This is a genomic window from Desertihabitans brevis, assembly GCF_003327535.1.
Lineage (GTDB): Bacteria > Actinomycetota > Actinomycetes > Propionibacteriales > Propionibacteriaceae > Desertihabitans > Desertihabitans brevis.
Genome location: NZ_QOUI01000011.1, coordinates 18,472 through 39,695, shown reverse-complemented (window position 1 = coordinate 39,695; position 21,224 = coordinate 18,472). Strand labels below are relative to the sequence as shown.

The window sequence follows — 21,224 nt, the reverse complement described above, 5'->3', positions numbered from 1 at the left end:
CCATGTCCGAGCTGATCGTCACCCTGCTCAAGGTGCTCTTCCTGGCCCTGCTCTGGGTCTTCATCCTGTCGGCCGCCTCGGTGATCCGCACCGACCTCTTCGGACGCACGGTGCGGGCCGGGGAGCTCCCCCAGCAGCTGGAGCAGCCGCGGCGGCGTGAGCGGCGGCGCACCAAGCAGGCACCGCGCTCGGTCGAGGTGACCAACGGCAGCCGGGAGGGCCAGCGGGCCGACCTGTTCTCCGGACCGGTGCTGATCGGCCGCAGCTCCGACTGCGCGATCATCCTCGACGACGACTACGTCTCGACCCGGCACGCCCGGATCGAGGCCGACAGCTCCGGCGGCTACTACGTCGAGGACCTCGGCTCCACCAACGGCACCTACGTCAACGGCCAGCGGATCACGGCGCCCACCACCGTGACCCCGGCCGACAGCGTGCGGATCGGACGTACGGTCTTGAAGTTGGTGAGCTGAGTGACGCTGCGCCTCAGCTACGTGGCCCACTCCGAGGTGGGTCTGGTCCGCAAGAACAACCAGGACTCCGGCTACGCCAGCCCGACCATGCTGGTGGTGGCCGACGGCATGGGCGGTGCCGCGGCCGGCGACCTCGCCTCGGCGGTGGCCATCGCCGAGGTGCAGGACGCCGACGCCGAGCTGCGCGCCGCCGCGCACGCCGAGCAGCAGGAGGCGACGGCCGACGGCGCACCGGGAGCGGACGGCAGCGGGCCCGAGGCTCCGGTGGAGGCGGCCGACGAGCCGATCGAGGCCGCCGAGGTCACCCTGGAGCCGCCGCAGATGCTCGACGTGCTGGCCGGGATCGTCGAGCGGGCCAACCGGCGGATCGCCGAGCTGGTCGCCGCCGACCCGAGCCTGGAGGGGATGGGCACCACCGTCGACGCGATGATGTTCGACGGCACGGACCTGGCCCTGGCCCACATCGGCGACTCCCGGGCCTACCTGCTGCGCGACGGCGTGCTGACCCGGCTGACCCACGACCACTCCTGGGTGCAGAGCCTCATCGACGAGGGCCGGATCAGCCTGGAGGAGGCGGCCTACCACCCGCACCGCTCGCTGCTGCTCAAGGTGCTCAACGGCCAGCCCTCCAACGACCCCGACCTCAGCACCCACCGGATGCAGGTCGGTGACCGCCTGCTGCTGTGCTCCGACGGGCTGTGCGGGCTCGTGGAGGACGACGTGCTGGGCTCCCTGCTGGCCCAGTCCGACCCGGCGACGGCGCTGGAGCGGCTGGTCTCCGAGGCCCACGCCGAGGGCGGCATCGACAACATCACCATCATCATCGCCGATCTGCTGGAGGCCGGCGAGGACGACGAGCTGCCTGACGTGATGGTGCTCGGGGCCGCCGGCACCCTGGACATCCCGGAGGTGACGGCCGTCCCGCCGCGGGCCCCGCTGCCCCCGGATGCCGAGGACGACGGCGCCTCCCCGCCGACGCCGCTGGCCGGCGAGGGCTCCCCGGCCAGCGCGAGCACACCGGTCCGCCCGCAGGCCAGCCCCGACGAGCGGGAGGAGGAGCGCCGCTACGCCCTGCAGACGCCGCCGTCGGCGCGGCGCCGGGTGCTGCGCTTCGCGCTGTCGGTGGTGCTGGCGCTGCTGCTGCTCGGCGGTGCCGCGGCCGGTGCCCTGGCTTGGGGCCGGACGCAGTTCTACGTCGGTGCCGCCGAGGAGACGATCGCCATCTACCAGGGGCTGCCCGACAGCCTCGGCCCGATCGCCCTGAACCGGGTGTACGAGGTGCAGCCCACCCGGCTGGCCGACCTGCCGCTGCTCTACCAGGACCAGGTGCGCAAGACCATCGACACCCGCAGCCTGGCCGACGCCCGGCGCACCGTCGCCGAGCTGACCGAGGTCTCGGAGGAGTGCATCCGGCAGCGGCAGGAGCGCGCCGAGCAGGAGCAGCCGCCCGAGCCCACGCCCTCCCCCACCCCGGACCCGACGCCGGACGACTCGCCCTCACCGACCGCCCCGCCCGAGGACGGGTCCTGCTGATGGGCGCGTTCGACCCGGAGGTGCCCAGCGTGGTGGTGGTGCACCGCAAGCGGCGCAACGTCGAGCTGGCGATGGTGGTCTTCGCCCTGCTCATCGGGCTGGCCGCCTACAGCCTGGTCCCGCTCAACCAGACCGGACGGCTGCCGGCGAACCTGCCGGTGGTGGCCACGGTCTGGTTCGGCCTGGGCGTCGCGGCCCACCTCGTCATCCGGTTCCGGCTGCCCTACGCCGACCCGCTGCTGCTGCCCTGCGTGCTGCTGCTCAACGGGCTGGGGCTGACGATGATCCACCGGATCGACATCATCAACGACCCGCCCACCTCCGGGGCCACCAGCCAGCTGCTGTGGACGGCCCTAGGCGTCGGGCTGCTGGTGGGCACCGCCCTGCTGCTGCGTGACCACCGACCGCTGATCCGCTTCACCTACTCGCTGGGCCTGGTGGGCCTGGCGCTGCTGCTGCTGCCGCTGGTGCCGGTGATCGGCACCGAGGAGTTCGGCGCGCGGATCTGGATCCGGATCGCCGGGTTCTCCTTCCAGCCGGCCGAGGTGGCCAAGGTCGTGCTGGCCATCGCGTTCTCCTCCTACCTGGTGGAGAAGCGGGACGTGCTGGCGCTGGCGGGGGCCCGGGTGCTCGGGCTCGACCTGCCGCGGGCCCGCGACCTGGGCCCCATCCTCATCGTCTGGGTGACCAGCCTGGCGATCCTGGTCTTCCAGCGCGACCTCGGCACCTCGCTGCTGTTCTTCGGGCTGTTCGTGGTGATGCTCTACGTCGCCACCGAGCGGCCCGGCTGGGCCGTCCTCGGCGCCGTGCTGTTCGCCGCCGGGGCCGGCTTCGCGGTGTGGGGGGCGAGCCGGATCAGCCAGCTCTCCCACGTGGGCGTGCGGATCGAGTCGTGGCTGCACCCGTTCGCCGACATCGACCAGAACGGCCAGATCGTCAGCGCCCAGTTCGGGCTGGCCTGGGGCGGGCTGCTGGGCACCGGGCTGGGGCTCGGACGTCCGGGGCTGACCCCGCTGGCGCGCAGCGACTTCATCGCCGCCGCGATCGGCGAGGAGCTCGGGATGGCCGGGCTGATGGCGGTGATCGTGGTCTACGCGCTGGTCGTGGCGCGCGGGCTGCGGGCGTCCCTGGCCTCGAAGGACCAGTTCGGCAAGCTGCTGGCGATGGCGCTGTCGTTCGTGCTGGCGCTGCAGGTGTTCATCATCATCGGTGGCGTCACCCGGCTGCTGCCGCTGACCGGTCTGACCACGCCGTTCATGTCCCAGGGCGGCTCGTCGATGATCGCCAACTGGGTGATCATCGCGCTGCTGCTGGTGATCTCCCACCAGGCCCGCAAACCCGCGGCGACCCGGCTGGAGAACGCGCTGGAGGACGAGGAGACCCAGGTCATCCAGACGGCAGGAGGCGCTCGATGAACCGACCGATCCGCCGCGTCGCCGTGCTCTGCCTGGTGCTGTTCGGGCTGCTGCTGGGCAACGGCACCTACCTCATCGTGGTGCGTCAGGACAGCCTCAACGCCCACGCGGCCAACCGCCGGGTCCGCGACGCGGAGTTCTCCCAGGACCGGGGCGCGATCCTCGTCGGCAACACCCCGATCGCCGACACCGAGCCCACCGACGGCCGGTTCGGCTACCAGCGGGTCTACCCCGAGCCCGAGCGCTACGCCCACGTCACCGGCTGGTACTCCTACGACCGGGCCCGCTCGGGGTTGGAGGAGAGCTACAACACCGAGCTGGCCGGCACCGACGACTCGCTGTTCGCCCGCCGCCTGGTCGACCTGGTGACCGGCCGGACGCCCGAGGGCGCCAGCGTGGTGACGACCATCGACCCGGCGGCCCAGCGCGCCGCGGAGGAGGCGCTGGGGAACCGCAAGGGTGCCGTGGTGGCGCTCGACCCCCGCACCGGCGCGGTGCTGGCCACCGTCAGCCACCCCAGCTACGACCCGAACCGGATCGCCAGCCACGACATCGAGGCCGCCAACGACGCCTACGCCGAGCTGGCCGAGGACCCGGACAACCCGCTGACCAACCGGGGGGTGCGCGAGATCTACCCTCCGGGTTCGACCTTCAAGCTGGTCACCGCGGCCGCGGCGCTGGAAGCGGGCCGCGAGCCCGACAGCGAGGTCGACACCCCGGCCGAGCTCACGCTGCCCGGCACCCAGACCACCCTCGGCAACGACACCGACTGCGGGGACGGCCGGGTCAGCCTGGACCGGGCGCTGCAGCTGTCCTGCAACACCGCCTTCGCCAACCTCGGCACCGAGCTCGGGGCCGACGCCCTGCGCGAGCAGGCCGAGCGGTTCGGCTTCGGCACCCGCCACCTCCCCGACCTCAACGGCGCGGCCAGCACGTTCCCCGAGGACCCGGACCCGGCGCAGACGGCGCTGAGTGCGATCGGGCAGTTCGAGGTGGCGGCCTCACCGCTGCAGATGGCGATGGTGGCGGGGGCGATCGCCAACGACGGCGTGGTGATGGACCCCTACCTGGTGAGCCAGGTGCGGGCGCCGAACCTGTCCACGCTGCGGGAGACCGAACCCCGTGAGCTGGGCCGGGCGATGTCGGCGGAGAACGCCGAGCAGCTGCAGCAGATGATGGTGAACGTGGTCGAGCAGGGGACCGGGACGAACGCGCAGATCAGCGGCGTGGAGGTCGGCGGCAAGACCGGGACGGCGCAGTCCGACCTGGACCGCAACCCCTACGCCTGGTTCGTCTCCGCCGCGCCGGTGGACGACCCGCAGGTGGCGGTGGCGGTCTTCATCGAGGAGGCCGACATCCCCCGCAACGACATCGCCGGTGGGCGGCTGGCCGCCCCGATCGCCCGCGAGGTGACCCAGGCGGTGCTGCAGTGACGACCGCGCCCCCGACCCCCCGGTCGACCAGGAAGGACCCGAACCGATGAACCTGCTCGGAGAGCGCTACGAGCTGGGCGACCAGCTGGGACGTGGCGGGATGGCGGAGGTCCGGCGGGCCACCGACACCCGGCTCAACCGGCAGGTGGCGGTCAAGCGGCTGCGCACCGACCTGGCCTCCGACCCCACCTTCCAGGCCCGGTTCCGCCGCGAGGCGCAGTCCGCAGCGGGTCTCAACCACCCCAACATCGTCGCGGTCTACGACACCGGCGAGGACTTCGACGAGCGGGCCGGGGTGGCCGTCCCCTACATCGTGATGGAGCTGGTCGAGGGCCAGACCCTGCGCGACGTGCTCCGCGACGGGCGCAAGATCATGCCCGAGCGGGCGCTGGAGATCATGCAGGGCGTGCTGGAGGCGCTGAGCTACAGCCACCGCGCCGGCATCGTGCACCGCGACATCAAGCCGGCCAACGTCATGCTGACGCCGAACGGCACGGTCAAGGTGATGGACTTCGGCATCGCCCGCGCGGTCGCCGACACCTCGGCCAACATGACCCAGACCGCCGCGGTCATCGGCACCGCGCAGTACCTCTCGCCCGAGCAGGCCCGTGGCGAGACGGTGGACGCCCGCAGCGACCTGTACTCGGCCGGCTGCCTGCTGTACGAGCTGCTCTGCGGACGTCCGCCCTTCGTCGGCGACTCCCCGGTCAGCGTGGCCTACCAGCACGTCCGCGAGCAGCCGACCCCGCCCAGCCAGCTCGACCCGATGATCACCGAGGCGATCGACGCCGTGGTGCTCACCTCGCTGGCCAAGGACCCGGGGGCGCGCTACCAGACGGCGCGGGAGATGAGCGACGACCTGGGCCGGCTGCTGTCGGGCCAGGACCTCACCACCGTGCTGGCCTCGCCTCCCCCGCCGTACGCCCCCGGTCCGCCGACCCAGGCCACCCAGGTGCTGGGCGCCCCGGCCCCGGTGCCGACCCCGGCCAGCGCCGGCACCGCCACCGAGGCCGACGGGCTGGAGGCCGCCGACGGCGAGGGCGAGCTGGAGGAGGAGCAGAAGTCGCGGCGGTGGCCGGTCGTGCTCGCCGTGCTGGCGCTCATCGTCATCGCGCTGGCGGCCGCCGGGCTGATCTACGTCTTCAACGGCCCCGGTGACGAGCAGGCCGGCCCGTCGACCTCGGCGACACCGCAGGTGCAGCTGGTGGACCTGCCGCGGGTGATCGGCTTCAGCCAGGAGCGGGCCGAGTCCGAGCTGACCAACGCCGGCCTGCGGATCGAGGTCGACGAGGAGCAGGGTCCCGACGACGGCACCGTGGGCCAGGTGACCCAGCAGAGCCCGGACCCCGACGACGAGCCGCAGGTCGAGGCCGGGTCCACGGTGACCGTCACGGTGAACGTCGGGCCCGACACCGCGACCATCCCCGACGACATCGTCGGCCAGCAGCAGGACGACGCGATCGACGCCCTCGAGGACGCCGGCTTCGACCGGGACAACATCGAGGTCGCCGACGCCACCAGCGAGGTGCCCAGCGACGAGGCCGGTGAGGTGCTGACGGTCGAGCCGGCCGCCGGGTCCGACGTCGCGGTGGACGAGACCATCCGGCTCACCGTGGCCACCGGCCAGTCCGAGATCCCGGACTGGAGCGGGTTCAACCAGGCCGCGGTCGAGCGGGACGCCCAGCGCAACGGCTTCACCGACATCCGCTTCACCCTCGAGGACAGCGACGAGGTCGCCCCGGGCGAGGTGGTCCGCACCGAGCCCAGCGCCGGCGTGCGGGTGCCGCGCGACAGCGAGATCGTGGTGGTGCTGGCGACCGCGCCGCCGCCCGACGGTGGCGGCACGGAGTCCCCGGACCCGGGTGACGGGCCGTCCCCGTCGGCCTCGCCCTCCGCCAGCCCCTCCGCGACCCCGGACGACGAGGACGAGGGCAACAGCGACACCAACTGAGCCCGGCGGGCCGTCGCGGGAGCGGCGGCCCGGACCGGGGCCTCGCTCAGCAGGTCAGCGCCACTGGGTGGCGATGACGAACGAGCTGGCCATCAGGCCCATGCCGATGAGGATGTTCCAGTTGCCCAGATCGCCCATGAAGGGGATCTGGCGACCGGCGATGTAGTAGATCACCAGCCAGGCCGCGCCGAGCAGACCGACGGTGATGAACACCGGGGGGACCCAGCGCCGGCTGCCCGGCGCCTTGACCCGCGGGGTCGACGTCTGGGCGTCGCGCTGCTTCCGCGCGCCCGCCTTCTTGCGAACCTTCGACTCCGCCACCAGTCCTCCTCGGGGTTTCGGTGGGTAGCGTAGTCCGCGCACCAGCAGATGGCACGTCGTCGGGGAGGGAGGACCTGTGGATCCCGCACCTGCGTCCCGCCCCGAGCAGGATGGACCGGACGCCTCCCGGGGCGGTTCCCCGGCCCGGTGGCGCCGTCCGCTGGAGCGGTTGCAGCACCGGCTCCACCTCGACCGCGGACGTCCGCACCGCCGGAGCCTGCTGACCATCGGGGTGTGCTTCCTGGCCGGGCTGATGATCACCGTCTCGGCCATCAACGCCCGGGGCACCGACCTGCGCCCGGAGCGGCACACCGAGCTGATCGACCTGGTCCGCAGCGAGGCCGCCCGCAGCCAGGCGCTCGCCGAGCAGGTGGCCGCGCTGCGCAGCGAGATCGACGAGCTGGCCGCCTCGACCGGCGACGACGCCGCCGTGGACGACCTCGCCGAGCTGGACCGGCTGGCCGGGCTGGAGCCGGTCGCCGGGCCCGGGGTGACGGTGACCCTCACCGACGCCCCGCTCAGCGTCGACCCGCCCGACGTCGACGGCGACCTGCTGGTGGTGCACCAGCAGGACATCCAGGCGGTGGTCAACGTGCTGTGGCGCGGTGGCGCGGAGGCGATGACCATCCAGGGCCAGCGGGTCATCTCCACCACCGGGATCAAGTGCGTGGGCAACACCGTGGTGCTGCACGGGGTGCCCTACGCCCCGCCCTACGTCATCTCCGCGATCGGCGACTCCGAGGCGCTGGAGTCCGCGCTGGACCGCTCGGCCTACCTCGACGTGTACGCCGACTACGTCGACGCCTACGGGCTGGGCTACGAGCAGCGGGTGGAGCCGGAGCTGCGGCTGGCCGGGTTCAACGGCGCCAGCACGCTGGAGTGGGCGACCCCGGCCGGGGTGGACTGAGCCGGCTCAGTGGGCTGGGCCGGCTCAGTGGGCTGGGCCGGCTCAGTGGGCTGGGCGGCTCAGGCGGCCGCCATCGCCCAGCGCACGGCGGCGGTGGACAGCCGGCCCAGCCGGCGTCCGGTGGAGGTCAGCGGGCCCGCGGTCAGCGGCGGCAGCAGGGCGCCGACGGGCAGCAGCATCCGCCGGGCCCACTCCGGCAGGACCGCCAGCCCGCCCGCGGCCAGCGCCCCGTAGCCGGGTCGCGCCGGCCACGGCAGCGGGGGCTGCACCAGCAGGAAGACGGCGGCCTCGCGGGCGGCGCGGCTGAGCTCGAGCTCGGGGCGGAACCGCTCCAGCCGCTCGGCCAGCTCCCCGGTCGAGGTCGGCGGTTCGGGGACGCCGAGCAGCCGGGCGGGGGTGCCGGTCTGGGCGACGTAGGTGTCGGCCTCGGCGGCGGTCAGCGGGGTGCGGGCGTAGGCCTGGTGGGCGGTGAGGAAGCTGTGCACCTCCGCGCAGTGCACCCACTCCAGCAGGTGCGGGTCGTCGGCCCGGTAGGGACGTCCGTGCTCGTCGGTGCCGTGCACCCGCCGGTGCACGCCGCGGACCTTCGCGATGGCGCGCTCGGCGTCGGGCACGGTGCCGAAGGTGGTGGTGGCGAGGTAGTGGCTGGTGCGCTGCAGCCGACCCCAGGGGTCGCCGCGGTAGCCGCTGTGGCCGGCGACGGCGGCCATCGCGAGCGGGTGCAGCGACTGCAGCAGCAGCGCGGCCAGACCGCCGGGGAACATGGCGGCCTCGGAGTGCACCCGCCAGATGGGGTCGGCGGCGCTGAACCAGCGCTCGCCCGGGGTGTCCCAGATCCGCTCGGCGTGCTGCCGGGCGTCCGGGCCGGCCACCCGGGAGCGGAGCGCGCGGCCGAGGACGCCCCGCAGCTGCTCGACCGCCGGTCCGGGCAGGGACACCGGCTCAGACGGCCATCAGCGGGCTGAGGTCCTTGGCCCGCTCGGGGGCGTCGGTGTCGCCGCAGACGGCCAGCCAGTTGGCCAGCATCTGGTAGCCGCCCTCGGTCAGGACCGACTCGGGGTGGAACTGGACCGCCTCGACGGCCAGCTCGCGGTGCCGCACCGCCATGATGACGCCGGACTCGGTGCGGGCGGTGACCTCGAGGACGTCGGGCAGCTGGGCGGGTTCGATCGCCAGCGAGTGGTAGCGGGTGGCGGTGAACGGCGCCGGCAGACCGGCCAGCACACCCGAGCCCTCGTGGTGCACCAGCGAGGTCTTGCCGTGCAGCAGCTCCGGGGCCCGGTCGACCACACCGCCGTAGGCGACCGCGATCGACTGCAGGCCGAGGCAGACCCCGAACACGGGCACCCGTCCGCCGTGGCTGCGGACCACGTCGACGCACACCCCGGCCGACTCCGGCGACCCGGGCCCCGGGGAGAGCAGCACCCCGTCGTAGCCGTCGGCCCAGTCGGGGCTGTCGAACCGCGGGTCGTCGTTGCGCCACACGTCCACCTCGGCCCCGATCTGGGCCAGGTAGTGGACCAGGTTGTAGACGAAGGAGTCGTAGTTGTCGACGACCAGGATGCGGCTCATCCCGCCATTCTGCTGCACGTCGCAAGCCCCGCCGGGCCCGGCTCAGCCCTGCAGCCCCGCGGACTCCTTGGGGTAGCGCAGCATGGCCGCCACCGGCGAGCCGTCGACGAGGTCGCGCTGCCGGACCGCGCGGACGGTGCCGCCGGCGCGCAGCACCCGGGCGGCGATCTCGTCCACCAGGTTGTAGGTGGTGGGCGTGGGCTCGGGGGCGGCGGTGATGGTGCCGTCGTCGGCGATGGTGCCCTCGTCGGTGGCGTCCATGTCGAAGCGCAGCTCCTCGACCGCTCCGACGGTGGCGGCCCGGGCCACCTCGGCCAGCGAGCTGGTGGCGCGGCCGGCGCTGCGGCGGGTGCCGAACAGCTCGCGCCACTCGTCCACCTCCGCCTTGTAGCCGGCGGTGAGGATCTCGCGCGCGCGGGCGTCGACGGTGTCGACGTCGAGGCTGGAGGCGTGGGCGTCGATGGTCTGCTCGCTGAGCAGCTCGTAGCGGTTGACCGCCCGGTAGGCCGGCTCGAGGTCCGGGGTGGCGGCGAGGATGAGCGGCAGCCCGGTGCCACGGACGTGGGGCAGCACGGCGTCCTGGACGGCGTTGGCGTAGCGCTCGCGCTGGGGGCCGTCGGCGTGCTTGCCGCGTCGGTCGGCCTGGCCGTGGTTGTCGGTGACGGCGAGCAGGCTGCCGATGTCGTCGGGCAGGTCGAGCTCGCGCGGCTCGGCCCGGTGGTCGGCGGTCAGCTCGAAGAAGCGGACGTCCTGCTCGGCCAGCCCGAGCACGAAACCACCGTGGCGCTGGCTCACCGCGCGCAGCAGCCCGCCCAGGTCGAAGCGGTCGCCGACGGCCACGTGCGGGGTGAGCCGGTTGGCGAGGCGGAAGGTGCGGGTGGTGCCGGGGGCGGCGAGCACGACGAGGGAGTTGGCCTGGTGGCGCCAGAACTCGTGGTCGGACTCGAGCTCGCGGACCGGGTCGAGCACCTGCGCCACGACGGCGGCGGTGGTGGTGCCGGCCTCGACCAGCTGACGTTCGGCCTCGGCGATGGCGTTGCGCAGGCCGATCTGGATGCGCTCGGTCTCGGCGGGGATCGGCGAGGACTCCAGCGCGATGGTGACGCTGGCTGGGTCGCGGGCGTCGATGAGCTCGGACAGATCCGTCGGGGTGGGGAGATCGACAGTCAGCATCCACCCACGGTAGGCCGTGGCCCGGCGGGGTTCGGCAGGGGGGTCGGGGGTGCGGCTCAGCCGCCGTCGAGGACGCTGGCGGCGACGTCGGAGAGCACCTGCCAGGTGTGCTCCACGTCGGCCAGCCGGGTGCGCCAGCCGCCGACCGCCCAGCGCAGGTAGGTGCGGCCGTCGGTCTGGCCGTGGCTGAGGTAGGCCACCCCGGAGGTGTTGAGGACGGTCATCAGCTCGCGGGTGGCCTGCTCGGCGTGGTCGTCGGGCAGCGGGCGTCCGCCGGTGTCGGCGACCAGCCGGAAGGTGGCCAGGCCGAGGCTGGGTGGGGCGGCGAGGGCGAAGCGGGGGTCGGCCTCGACCAGCTCGGCGACCCGGGCCGCGCCGGCGATGCCGGAGCGCAGGTGGGCCTGGAGCCCGGAGCGGCCGTAGCAGCGCAGGACGGTCCACAGCTTGAGCGCACGGAACCGGCGTCCGAGCTGGGGGTGCCAGTCGCGGTAGTCGACCACGGCGCCGGACTCGCTGGCCGGGTTGCGCAGGTACTCCGGCAGCACCGACAGGGCGCCGATGAGGGCGGCGCGGTCGCGGACCCAGGAGGTGGAGCAGTCGAAGGTGGTGAGCAGCCACTTGTGCGGGTTGGTGACGTAGGAGTCGGCGTGCTCGGCGACCCCGGTGTTGACGTCGGCGTGCTCGGGGAGCAGGGCGGCGACCCCGGCCCAGGCGGCGTCGACGTGCACCCACAGCCCGTGCTCGCGAGCGACCGCGGCGAGGGCGGGGACGTCGTCGACGGCGCCGGTTCCGGTGGTGCCGAGGGCGGCCTGGAGGAAGAACGGGGTGCGGCCGGCGGCGCGGTCGGCCTCGACGGCGCGGCGCAGGGCGGCGACGTCCATGGCCTGGGTCCAGGGGTCGACGGCGACGAGGTGCAGGGCGTCCTCGCCGAGACCGGCCATCATCGCCGCCTTCTGCAGCGAGGAGTGGGCCTGGGTGGAGCCGTAGAGGACGTAGTCGGTGCCGGCCGTGCCCGCGGTGCGGACGGTGCCGCCGCTGGCCCGGTGCAGGGCGGCGAGGACGGCGGTGAAGGTGGCGGTGGAGGCGGTGTCGGAGATCACGCCGCCGCCGGTGGCCGGCTGGCCGTCGGTGCGCCGGTGGCAGAAGGCCTCACCGAGGCCGAGGGCCCGGGCGAGCTCGTCGAGGACCAGCTGCTCGAGCTCGGTGGCGGCCGGGCTGGTGGCCCAGACCATGCCCTGGACGCCGAGACCGCTGCTGAGCAGGTCGCCGAGGACGGCCGGTGGGGAGGAGTTGGCGGGGAAGTAGGCGAAGAAGCGCGGGTGCTGCCAGTGGGTCAGCCCGGGCAGCAGGTGGGTGTCGAGGTCGGCCAGCACGGCCTCGACCGGCTCGGGCTCGTCCGGGATGGTGACGTCCAGGGCGGCCGCCACCTCGCCCGGCTCGACCTGGGCCAGCACCGGGCGCTCGTCGACGCCCTCCCAGTAGTCGGCGATCCAGTCGACCACCCGGTGGGCGTGCTGGCGGAACTCCTCGGCGCTCCAGTGCGGTGACGGCTCACTCACCCGCCCACGGTAGCCGTCCCCGGACCGGACGGGAGGCGTCAGGCGGGCGCCGCCGCAGGAGGAGGGACGGGGGCGACGTAGTGTCGGGCTCGTGCTGACCACCGTGCAACGGATGCGCGAGGCGGCCCGGCGGCTGTGTGACTCGCTGCACGGCGCCGCCCGGCGCGGCGTCGCGCCGTTCGACGTCGGTGACCGGCGGGAGTGGACCTACCTGCCGGGTCCGCGGCCCGGGGTGGCGCTGGTCGACCTGGACCCGGGCCAGCGGGAGCTGGTGATGGCGCTGCTCGACACCGCGCTCAGCAGCACCGGCTCGCGGACCGCGCGGGAGGTGATGGAGCTGGACGGTGTGCTGCGCGAGCTGGAGCGCGAGCGGGGGGCGTCCAGCTGGCGTGAGCGGCACCCGCTGCACTACTGGGTGCGGGTGCTCGGCGACCCGGAGGCCGACGTCTGGGGCTGGAGCCTGGGCGGGCACCACCTGACGGTGGCCGTGACCGTGGTCGGTGACCGGGTGGCGGCCACCCCGCAGTTCTTCGGTGCCAACCCGGCCGTGGTCCGCGAGGGCCCGCGGGCCGGTTGGCAGGTGCTGCGGGCCGAGGAGCAGGGGGCCCGCGACCTGCTCGGTCTGCTCGACGCCGACCAGCGTCGGGTGGCCGTGGTGGCGGACGAGGCGCCCAGCGACATCGCCACCCGCCACGACCCGGTGGCCGACGCGGCTCTCGTGCCACGCGGGATCGCGATGGGCGACCTGGAGCGGGGACAGCGCGCGGCGCTCGAGCGGCTGGTGCGCTGCTACCTGGACCGGGCCGCCGAGCCGGTCGCGGCCGCCGCCTGGACGTCGGTCGTCGACGGCGGGCTGGCGGAGCTGACCTTCGCCTGGTCGGGCAGCACCGAGGTGGGCCGGCCGCACTACTACGCGCTGCGCGGGTCGAGCTTCCTGGTCGAGTACGACAACACCCAGGACGACGCCAACCACGTGCACACCGTCTGGCGCGACCTGCGCGGCGACTGGGGTGAGGACCTGCTGGCCCAGCACCACGCCTCCGCGACGCACCGCCACTGAGCCCCGCTCCGGCTCCAACCATCCAGCCCCACCGCCCGCGCTGACGCGGCTACTCGTCTGGCCGTCTACTCGTGCAGGCTCACATGACGCAGGACGAGGTCGACCGTGGGTGGATCAAACGGGATCCGCGCCGAGCACGTCACCTGGACACGCAGGTCGCGCCCGCGGGCAGTCGTCGCTGGGCCGTGTCGACCCGGCCCACCGAGGGAGCAGATCACGGTCAAGTCGCACGGGTGTGCGGGTAGCCCTGCCCATGCGGGCGCCGACCTGGGTGGTCGGCGAGCGGTCGGGCTTCAGCGCTCCAGTTCGCGAGCGAGCTGACCGGTCTGCCGTGCCCGGCAGCGAGGAACTTGCCGGCTGTTCACAGCTGCCGCTCATGGCGCCGCAATCGACCTGGGTCCCGCGCACGCCCAGGGCCCCGGCGGCAGCGTAACGCCGACGGGGTGGGCAGGGCCGTGTGCGCGCGTCGCCGGGCGACGCCCGGGTGGTGCGGTTACAGGTGAGACGAGGTCTCGGGGAGGCAGGTACGTCTGGTGCCTAGAACGGCGGGGGTGACTCGTTCGGAGCGTCGGGCGGCCCGGCAGCTCCAACCGGGACTGGTGAACTCAGCTTCCGGCGGCTGGCCGAGTTTGTGGTCGGCCTCTGTCGAGGGCGTCGGCGGGGTGGTCCGGTGTCCGGGGTGAGGTCGGTGGTGCCGCCGTCGGGGTGGCGGCGGTAGCGGTAGCCGTGCGGGCTGGTCCAGTCGTAGCAGCCGGGGCCGGTGCGGGTGTGGCGCCAGCCGGTGAAGGTCTTCAGCCGATGGTGGGTCCGGCACAACGGGGCCAGGTTGTCGCTGCTGGTCGGCCCACCGAAGTCCCAGGGCACGAGGTGGTCGTCCTCGACCGACCAGCGTTCCTCTGCCTCCACCCCGACAGCGTCGTCGCGGCGGGGCAGCGGGTAGGGGTGGGCGGGTCTTGAGCACCAGGGGAACACACAGGTGCGGTCGCGCAGCGCGATCTGCTCACGCATCCGGGCGGTGGGCCGGTACGCGTCGGTAGCCATGGTCGCGTTGAGGTCGATGACCGGTTTCACGCTGACCCGGGCGTCGGGGCGGGCGCACCACTCACGGATCTGCTCAGCGGTCACCGGTGCGCCGGTGTTCTGCACCCGACCCACTGACTCCGTTCCAGCGGGACCCGCATGCCCGGGCTGGACGAAGACGTCGATGGCGGTGGCCGGTTGTCCGGCGCTGTCTGCCCGTCGTGGGCAGTCGGCTCCTGCTCCCTGCACGACTGGTGCGGCCGCGAATCCTCCGCCGAGCGCGGCGGCGGACAGGTGGAGGTAGAGCACCACCCGTTCGGCGGCCTTGCCCGCGACCACACCGCTGTTCGTGGTCTCCTCGGCGGTGAGGAGGTCGAGGGCGGGTTGGCGGCGGGCCAGCTCCCCCACCGCGCGGGCTCGGCGCACGTCCAGGCTGTCGGTGCAGCCGGCGGTGGCGAGCGCTTGTGCCCCGTCTTGGACGGCGGCTTCGAGGGCGAGGGCGTCGGGCAGGTCGAGCGTGCCCCACACCGAGGACAGGGCGTGGTCGCGGCCGCTGCGGTCGTGCTCGATGGTGAAACCGCGCCCCTCCAACGCGTCCTGGCGGCGGCGTTCGGCCTCGGCGGGCATGTGCCGCTGGATCGCAGTCGTCACCAGCCGGTCCAGCTGCGCCACCCCGACCCGGCCCGCCACCGCGCACACCTGGCTGTCGACGAACCCGGCCGCCTCGACGCTCACCATCATGGTCCGCTCGGCCACCGACCGGGCGACCCAGGCGGGCACGGTGTGGTCGTGCACCCGGGCCCACAACCGGGGCAGCCGGTGGCGCAGCTCCAGCGCCTGCCCCACCAGCCGGGCACCGGCGCCGGTCGACATGCCCAGCGCGGCGGCGACCTCGGCGAGGGAGTCGGCGGCGACCTGTGGGGTGCCGGATCCGGCGATCGGGCAGCCGGTCTCCTTGCCCTGGTCGTGCAGGCTCGCCGCCTGGCCGGGCTCGAGGGCGGGGTGGAGGTCGGCCCAGGCGGCGGCCTGGCGCAGCAGGGCTGCTGCGGTCGCTCGCTCGGCCCCTCGCAGATCGCGCACCTGCGCGAGCACCCCGGCCGCGCTCGTCGTCTCCTCCATGGACAGAACGCTACGGACTACCACTGACAGTTTTCGCACACGTGATCGATGACGCTGGTCGACCAAGGGCTTGATGTGCGTTGACCGCACACGTCAAGGATTGACTCCGCCGCCAGTCCGATCCCAGCAGCAGGACCCGCGCAGGGGAAAGCCGGGTCAGCAGGGCCGTCGCCAGCCCTTCGGCAGGCTCAGGGCGCTGTGGTCGGGGCTGCTTGCAGTCGTCGAGGCAGGGCGGTGCGTGCGGTCGTCGCGCCTCGACAGGCTCAGGGCGTTGTGGTCGGGCTCGGACGATCAGTCGGTCCGGGGACGGCAGCGGGTCGCCCAGTGCTGCCGAGGTGACCCGGGACGGCTCAGAGCACCCCGCCCATGGCGGGGTCGGAGAGCATCAGGGCGACGTCGGAGAGGAACTGCGAGCCCTCGGCGCCGTCCACCACCCGGTGGTCGAAGGAGACCGACAGGGTGGTCACCCAGCGCGGCTCGATCCGCTCCTCGGCGCCGGTGCCGACCACCCACGGACGCCGGTTGATGGCGCCGATGCAGAGGATGCCGGACTCGCCCGGGTTGAGGATCGGGGTGCCGCCGTCGACCCCGAAGACGCCCACGTTGGTGATGGTGAAGGTGCCTCCCGCCAGGTCGGCCGGCGGGGTGCGTCCCTCCCGCGCGGTGCGCACCAGCGCGGTCAGCGCGTCGGCCAGCTCGACCAGTCCGAGCCGGTCGGCCGCCCGGATCTTCGGCACCACCAGACCGCGCGGGGTGTCGGCGGCGATGCCGAGGTCGACCTGCCCGGCCCGGACGATCTCCGCACCGTCGGCGGTCTCCTCCCAGCGGGCGTTGAGGTCGGGGTTGCGGCGCAGGGCCCGGCAGACCGCCGACGCCACCAGCACCAGCGGCGTCAGGCGGACCTCGGCCAGGTCGCGGCGCCGCCGCAGCCGGTCCAGCAGCTCCATGGTGGCGGTGACGTCCACCTCGACCCACTCGGTCACGTGCGGGGCGGTGAACGCCGAGCGCACCATCGCCTCGGCGGTCAGCTTACGGACACCCTTCACGGGGATGCGCTCCTCGCTCAGCCCGGTGGGGGAGTCGCCCTTCGACAGGCTCAGGGCGTCGGGGGTGGGGGCGATGGGGGTGGAGGCGGCGGCGCGTTCGACGTCGGCGCGGGTGATGATGCCGCCGTCCCCGGTGCCGGTCACGGTGGCCAGATCGACGCCCAGCTGCTTGGCCAGCAGGCGGGTCGGCGGCTTGGCCAGCACCGGTCCGCGCTCCGACGTCGGCTCGGACGGCCCCCGTCCCGGCGTCGGCAGCGGCTCACCACCGGACCCGGCAGGCTCCGCCCGCAGCGGCGCCACCTCGTCGGCCTTCCGCGACACCTGCGTCGCCGGGTCGAAGGACCCCTGCACCTGCGCCTGCGCGCGGCTGGCCGACTCCTCCGCCGGCACCGCCGCAGCAGCCGCCCGTCGCGGACGCCGGCTGGTGCCGGCCTTCTTCACCCCGTAGCCCACCAGGTTCGGCGCCGCCGCCTCGTCGCCGTCCGCCTGCCCCGACCTGCTCGGAGCCGGGGACGCGGCACCCGACCCGTCGTCCACCGCGATGATCGGCGTGCCGACGTCGACGGTGGCGCCCTCCTCGACCAGCAGCTCGGTCACCGTGCCGGCGAAGGGGCTGGGCAGCTCGACCAGCGACTTGCTGGTCTCCACCTCCACCACCACGTCGTTGACCTTGATCTCGTCCCCGACCGCGACCCGCCAGGTGACGATCTCGGCCTCCACCAGGCCCTCACCGGGGTCGGGCAGGTTGAAGTACTGCATCGTGCTGGTCCTCCTGGGGACGGGTCAGTGCGCGAGCGAACGGTCGACGGCGTCCAGGACGCGGTCGAGGTCGGGCAGGTACTCGTCCTCCACCCGGCTGGGCGGGTACGGCATGTCGTAGCCGGCCACCCGCAGCACCGGGGCCTCGAGGGAGTAGAAGCAGTGCTCGGTGATCCGCGCCGACAGCTCCGCGCCGAGGCCGAGGTTCTGCTGGGCCTCGTGCACCACCACCGCGCGCCCGGTCTTCTGCACCGAGCGCACCACCGTGGCGGTGTCGATCGGCGACAGCGTGCGCAGGTCGACCACCTCGAGGCTGCGGCCCTCCTCCTCGGCGGCCGCGGCGGCGTCCAGGCAGGTGCGCACCATCGGCCCGTAGGCCAGCAGGGTGACGTCGGTGCCCTCGCGCGCGACCGTCGCCTGGTGCAGCGGCAGCGGGGTGGCGTCGACGTCGACCTCACCCTTGTCGTGGTAGCGCCGCTTCGGCTCGAGGAAGATGATCGGGTCGTCCGAGGCGATCGACTGCTGCATCATCCAGTAGGCGTCGGACGGGGTGGAGCAGGTGACGACCTTGAGCCCGGGCGTGTGGGAGAAGTAGGCCTCGGGCGACTCGCTGTGGTGCTCGACCGCACCGATCCCGCCGCCGAACGGGATCCGGATGACCACCGGCATCGACTGGCGTCCCTGGGTGCGGAACCGCAGCTTGGCGACCTGGCTGACGATCTGGTCGTAGGCGGGGAAGACGAACCCGTCGAACTGGATCTCCACCACCGGCCGGTAGCCGCGCATCGCCATCCCCACGGCCGTGCCGACGATCCCGGACTCCGCCAGCGGGGAGTCGATCACCCGGTGCTCGCCGAAGTCCTTCTGCAGGCCCTCGGTGATCCGGAACACCCCGCCGAGCTTGCCGATGTCCTGACCGCACAGCAGCACCTTCGGGTCGGCCTCGAGCGCCCGCCGCAGTCCCGCGTTGAGGGCCTTCGCCATGGTCAGGGTCGTCATCGGGAGCCCGCCTCCATCTCGAAGCTGTCGGCGTACTCGGCGTAGGCCTGCTGCTGGGCGGCCAGGTACTCGGTCTGCTCGCCGTACACGTTGCCGAACAGCGACCGCAGCCCGGGCCCCTGCAGCTGCACGCAGCGCCGGCGCAGGTCGGCGGCCAGGTCGTCGGCCTCGGTCTCGAGGTCGCGGAAGAAGGACTCCCCCACCGACCCGGACGTCCGCAGCAGCGCCCGGACCCGTTCGATCGGATCCCGCAGCCGCCAGGTCTCCAGCTCGTCGGCGAGCCGGTACTTGCTGGGGTCGTCGGACGTGGTGTGGGCCCCCATCCGGTAGGTGAAGGCCTCGATCAGGGACGGTCCGCCGCCGTTGCGCGCCCGCTCCAGCGCCCGCTCGGTCACCGCCCGCACCGCCAGCACGTCGTTGCCGTCCACCCGCACCCCGGGGAACCCGAAGCCGAGCGAGCGCTGGTACAGCGGGATCCGCGACTGCCGGCTCATCGGTTCGGAGATCGCCCACTGGTTGTTCTGGCAGAAGAAGACCACCGGCGCGTTGTAGGAGCTGGCGAAGACGAAGGCCTCGTTGACGTCGCCCTGGCTGGTGGCACCGTCACCGAAGTAGGCCACCACGGCGGCGTCCTCCGCCTTGGTGCCGTTGCCGACCAGTCCGTCGCGCTCGAGAGCCATCGCGTACCCGCAGGCGTGCAGCGTCTGGGCGCCGATCACCAGGGTGTAGAGCCGGAACCGGGTGGCCTCGGCGTCCCAGCCGCCCATGTCGACGCCGCGGAACAGCCCGAGCAGGTCGATCGGGTCGACGCCCATGCACAGCGCCACAGCGTGCTCGCGGTAGGTGGGGAAGACCACGTCGTTGGGTCCGAGCGCCCGGGCCGAGCCGACCTGGGCGGCCTCCTGACCCAGCAGGGACGCCCACAGGCCCAGCTCGCCCTGGCGCTGCAGGGCGGTGGCCTCGGTGTCGAGACGGCGGCCGAGGACCATGTCGCGGAGGTGGCCCGCGATCTCCTCGTCGCTCCCGGTGAACTCGTACTCGGGGTGCTCGACCCGCACGCCCTCGGGGGTGAGCAGCTGGACGAGATCGGTCTCGTCGGCTGTGGTGGTGCTCAACGACTGTCCTCCTCAACCATCTCTCCCGCACCCGGTCGGTGTGCCGGTGCACGCGCCGTCGGCGGTGCGGGGGTGGCCGCGTTGCCGACGGAGTCGGCACCCGATCGCCGCGCACCGACTCCGCTCAACCTAGCCCTCCGTCTCCGCCGGTGACCAGAAAGCGAGGACGTCCAACCAGTCCCGCGCCCGGCGTCGGGAGCAGAATGCCGTCATGCCGCTGCTGCTCCAGGCCGTCGTCGAGGTCGCCCGCCGGGTGGGCGCCACCCGCTCGCGCAACGCCAAGCGGGACGCGCTGGCCGACCTGCTGGCGGCCTGCGGTGACGACGAGCTGGGGGTGGTGACGGCCTGGCTGAGCGGTGCCCCCCGGCAGCGCCGGACCGGGGTGGGCTGGCGCTCGCTGGCCGACCTGCCCGCACCCGCCGGCGCACCCGCGCTGACCGTGGCCGACGTGGACGCGACGCTGGACGCGCTGGAGGCCGACTCGGGTCCGGGCTCGCAGGGGCGCCGCCGCGACCGGCTGACCGCGATGATGGCGGCCGCCACCGCCGAGGAGCAGCAGTTCCTGCGCCGGCTGCTCACCGGCGAGCTCCGCCAGGGTGCCCTCGACGCGGCCGTGCTGGACGCCGTCGCGCAGGCCTCCGACGTCCCGCTGGTTCTGGTGCGGCGGGCGGCGATGCTGGGCGGGACGGCCGCCGCGGTGGCCGAGGCGGCCCGGCGGGGTGGGACGGAGGCGCTGGCCGCGTTCCGGCTGGAGGTGATGCGTCCGGTGCGGCCGATGCTGGCGTCCTCAGCACCCGACGTCGCGGCAGCGCTGGAGGGCACCCGGCCGCCGTGGATCGTCGACGCCAAGCTCGACGGCATCCGCATCCAGGTGCACCGCGAGGGCGAGGAGGTGCGGGTGTGGAGCCGCAGCCTGGACGAGATCACCGAGCGGTTGCCGACCGTGGTGGAGACCGTCCGCGCGCTGCCGGCGCAGCGCCTGGTGCTGGACGGGGAGGCGCTGGCGGTCGACCAGGCCGGGCGCGCGGTGGCGTTCCAGGAGAGCGCCTCGCTGGCCGCCCGGCACCGACCGGATGACGCCGGAGCCCAGGACGGGCCGGTGCTCAGCTGCTGGTTCTTCGACCTGCTGCACCGCGACGGCGTCGACCTGCTGGACGAGCCGGCCTCGGTCCGGGCGGCCGCCCTGGAGGAGGTGGCCGGCGACCTGGTCGTGCCGCGGCTGGTGACCTCCGACCCGCAGGCCGCCGCCGACTTCGACTCCCAGGCGCTGGCCGCCGGTCACGAGGGCGTGGTGGTGAAGAGCAGCGACGCCCCCTGGGAGGCGGGCCGGCGCGGCCGCGGGTGGGTGAAGGTGAAACCGCGGCACACCCTCGACCTGGTGGTGCTGGCGGTGGAGCACGGCAGCGGCCGGCGCAGCGGGATGCTGTCCAACATCCACCTGGGCGCCCGCGACCCCGCCACCGGCGGGTTCGTCATGCTCGGCAAGACGTTCAAGGGGATGACCGACGAGATGCTGGCCTGGCAGACCGAGCACTTCCGCACCCTCGCCGTCGAGGACAGCCCGTGGGTGGTCGAGCGCGGTGACTGGGTGGTGCCGCTGCGTCCGGTGCAGGTGGTGGAGATCGCCTTCGACGGCGTCCAGCGCTCCACCCGCTACCCCGCCGGGATGGCGCTGCGGTTCGCCCGGGTGCTGCGCTACCGCGACGACAAAGGGCCGGAGGAGGCCGACACCGTGGACACGGTCCGGGCGCTCGCCTCCGGGTGACCCG

At 73.7% G+C, this 21,224-nt stretch carries 17 protein-coding genes; 8 read left to right on the top strand and 9 right to left on the bottom strand.

What is annotated here, in order from left to right; translation table 11 throughout:
• Positions 1 to 2: 2 nt before the first annotated feature.
• The 5 genes from DT076_RS15870 to pknB are packed head-to-tail and all read left to right on the top strand — an operon-like array spanning position 3 to position 6,805.
• Entirely contained in the window at positions 3 to 473 is a 471-nt protein-coding gene (locus DT076_RS15870) for an FHA domain-containing protein FhaB/FipA (protein ID WP_114127690.1), read from the top strand.
• Positions 474 to 2,006: a PP2C family protein-serine/threonine phosphatase gene (locus DT076_RS15865; protein ID WP_114127689.1), complete on the top strand. Its 1,533-nt coding sequence runs from the start codon at positions 474 to 476 to the stop codon at positions 2,004 to 2,006.
• The gene (locus DT076_RS15860) at positions 2,006 to 3,421 is read left to right on the top strand and encodes an FtsW/RodA/SpoVE family cell cycle protein (protein WP_233494009.1); all 1,416 of its coding nucleotides are present in this window, start codon (positions 2,006 to 2,008) and stop codon (positions 3,419 to 3,421) included. Before DT076_RS15865 ends, DT076_RS15860 begins: the two co-directional genes overlap by 1 nt.
• On the top strand, positions 3,418 to 4,854 hold the full coding sequence (locus DT076_RS15855) for a peptidoglycan D,D-transpeptidase FtsI family protein (RefSeq protein ID WP_114127688.1): 1,437 nt from the start codon (positions 3,418 to 3,420) through the stop codon (positions 4,852 to 4,854). Before DT076_RS15860 ends, DT076_RS15855 begins: the two co-directional genes overlap by 4 nt.
• A gap of 46 nt (positions 4,855 to 4,900) precedes the next feature.
• Complete coding sequence (gene pknB / locus DT076_RS15850; RefSeq protein WP_114127687.1) at positions 4,901 to 6,805, top strand: Stk1 family PASTA domain-containing Ser/Thr kinase; 1,905 nt, start codon at positions 4,901 to 4,903, stop codon at positions 6,803 to 6,805.
• A 54-nt stretch (positions 6,806 to 6,859) separates the two neighbouring features.
• Here pknB and DT076_RS15845 read toward each other — a convergent pair whose 3' ends face one another.
• On the bottom strand, positions 6,860 to 7,126 hold the full coding sequence (locus tag DT076_RS15845) for a cell division protein CrgA (protein WP_114127686.1): 267 nt from the start codon (positions 7,124 to 7,126) through the stop codon (positions 6,860 to 6,862).
• Positions 7,127 to 7,202: 76 nt separating this feature from the next.
• On the opposite strand from DT076_RS15845, the gene DT076_RS15840 reads away from it, so the two are divergent.
• The gene (locus tag DT076_RS15840; RefSeq protein WP_233494008.1) at positions 7,203 to 8,033 is read left to right on the top strand and encodes a DUF881 domain-containing protein; all 831 of its coding nucleotides are present in this window, start codon (positions 7,203 to 7,205) and stop codon (positions 8,031 to 8,033) included.
• 59 nt (positions 8,034 to 8,092) lie between these two features.
• On the opposite strand, the gene DT076_RS15835 is transcribed toward DT076_RS15840, so the two are convergent.
• From DT076_RS15835 to DT076_RS15820, 4 genes are read right to left on the bottom strand one after another with little or no spacing between them, the layout of a single operon-like run.
• On the bottom strand, positions 8,093 to 8,971 hold the full coding sequence (locus DT076_RS15835; protein ID WP_199539231.1) for an oxygenase MpaB family protein: 879 nt from the start codon (positions 8,969 to 8,971) through the stop codon (positions 8,093 to 8,095).
• 4 nt (positions 8,972 to 8,975) lie between these two features.
• On the bottom strand, positions 8,976 to 9,605 hold the full coding sequence (locus tag DT076_RS15830) for an aminodeoxychorismate/anthranilate synthase component II (protein ID WP_114127685.1): 630 nt from the start codon (positions 9,603 to 9,605) through the stop codon (positions 8,976 to 8,978).
• A gap of 42 nt (positions 9,606 to 9,647) precedes the next feature.
• Positions 9,648 to 10,778 carry a baeRF11 domain-containing protein gene (locus DT076_RS15825; protein WP_114127684.1) on the bottom strand — a complete coding sequence of 377 codons (1,131 nt, stop codon included), beginning with the start codon at positions 10,776 to 10,778 and terminating at the stop codon, positions 9,648 to 9,650.
• Positions 10,779 to 10,834: 56 nt separating this feature from the next.
• The gene (locus DT076_RS15820; RefSeq protein ID WP_114127683.1) at positions 10,835 to 12,337 is read right to left on the bottom strand and encodes a pyridoxal phosphate-dependent decarboxylase family protein; all 1,503 of its coding nucleotides are present in this window, start codon (positions 12,335 to 12,337) and stop codon (positions 10,835 to 10,837) included.
• 91 nt (positions 12,338 to 12,428) lie between these two features.
• Here DT076_RS15820 and DT076_RS15815 point away from each other — a divergent pair, with 91 nt between their 5' ends.
• Positions 12,429 to 13,397 carry a DUF3500 domain-containing protein gene (locus tag DT076_RS15815; protein ID WP_233494007.1) on the top strand — a complete coding sequence of 323 codons (969 nt, stop codon included), beginning with the start codon at positions 12,429 to 12,431 and terminating at the stop codon, positions 13,395 to 13,397.
• Positions 13,398 to 13,934: 537 nt separating this feature from the next.
• Here DT076_RS15815 and DT076_RS15810 read toward each other — a convergent pair.
• The 4 genes from DT076_RS15810 to pdhA form a co-directional block, all read right to left on the bottom strand.
• Positions 13,935 to 15,536, bottom strand: a complete 1,602-nt coding sequence (locus DT076_RS15810) for an HNH endonuclease signature motif containing protein (RefSeq protein WP_147264169.1) — start codon at positions 15,534 to 15,536, stop codon at positions 13,935 to 13,937.
• A 350-nt stretch (positions 15,537 to 15,886) separates the two neighbouring features.
• Positions 15,887 to 17,341, bottom strand: coding sequence for a dihydrolipoamide acetyltransferase family protein (locus DT076_RS15805; RefSeq protein ID WP_114127681.1), 1,455 nt, complete (start codon positions 17,339 to 17,341; stop codon positions 15,887 to 15,889).
• A gap of 24 nt (positions 17,342 to 17,365) precedes the next feature.
• A complete protein-coding gene (locus tag DT076_RS15800; protein WP_114127680.1) occupies positions 17,366 to 18,340 on the bottom strand; it encodes an alpha-ketoacid dehydrogenase subunit beta in 975 nt (324 codons plus the stop codon).
• Positions 18,337 to 19,455 (bottom strand): pyruvate dehydrogenase (acetyl-transferring) E1 component subunit alpha, encoded by a 1,119-nt coding sequence (pdhA, locus tag DT076_RS15795; RefSeq protein ID WP_114127679.1) that lies wholly within the window; start codon positions 19,453 to 19,455, stop codon positions 18,337 to 18,339. The genes DT076_RS15800 and pdhA overlap by 4 nt, the downstream gene beginning before the upstream one ends.
• Positions 19,456 to 19,666: 211 nt before the next feature.
• Here pdhA and DT076_RS15790 point away from each other — a divergent pair, with 211 nt between their 5' ends.
• The gene (locus tag DT076_RS15790; protein ID WP_114127678.1) at positions 19,667 to 21,220 is read left to right on the top strand and encodes an ATP-dependent DNA ligase; all 1,554 of its coding nucleotides are present in this window, start codon (positions 19,667 to 19,669) and stop codon (positions 21,218 to 21,220) included.
• The last annotated feature ends 4 nt before the right edge of the window (positions 21,221 to 21,224 follow it).